At 65.7% G+C, this 309-nt stretch carries 1 pseudogene; it reads right to left on the bottom strand.

The window, feature by feature from the left end:
• Window positions 1-309 (bottom strand): annotated as a pseudogene (locus JK364_RS54820) (oxidoreductase); the annotation flags it as partial.

Below are 309 nucleotides of genomic sequence, written 5' to 3'. Positions count from 1 at the left end.
GGTGTAAAGATCGGTGAAGCGCTGGTTGGCGATCACGATGTAGGCCAGGACGTGGGCAGCTTCTCCGACTGCGTCGAGGATGTCATCGCCGGGTTCGGCCGGCAGCAGCACCTCAAGGAGGCCGATCGCATCTTCACGGTTGGTGACGGGGGCGATCACTCGCTGTCCCCGGCCGGTCGCCTCCTGATACAGGTGCTGGGTGCGTATCACCCGCTCGTAGATGCTGCCGAACAGTTCGATCCGCTCCGCGGCCCGTCCGGTTTCCTCGGCGGCCGCGATGGACAGGCGGGCTACTGCCTTCCCGGTCAG

Source organism: Streptomyces endocoffeicus (assembly GCF_016741935.1).
GTDB lineage: Bacteria > Actinomycetota > Actinomycetes > Streptomycetales > Streptomycetaceae > Streptomyces > Streptomyces endocoffeicus.
The sequence above is the reverse complement of the archived record's forward strand: the minus strand, read 5'-3'. Positions and strand labels throughout refer to the sequence as shown.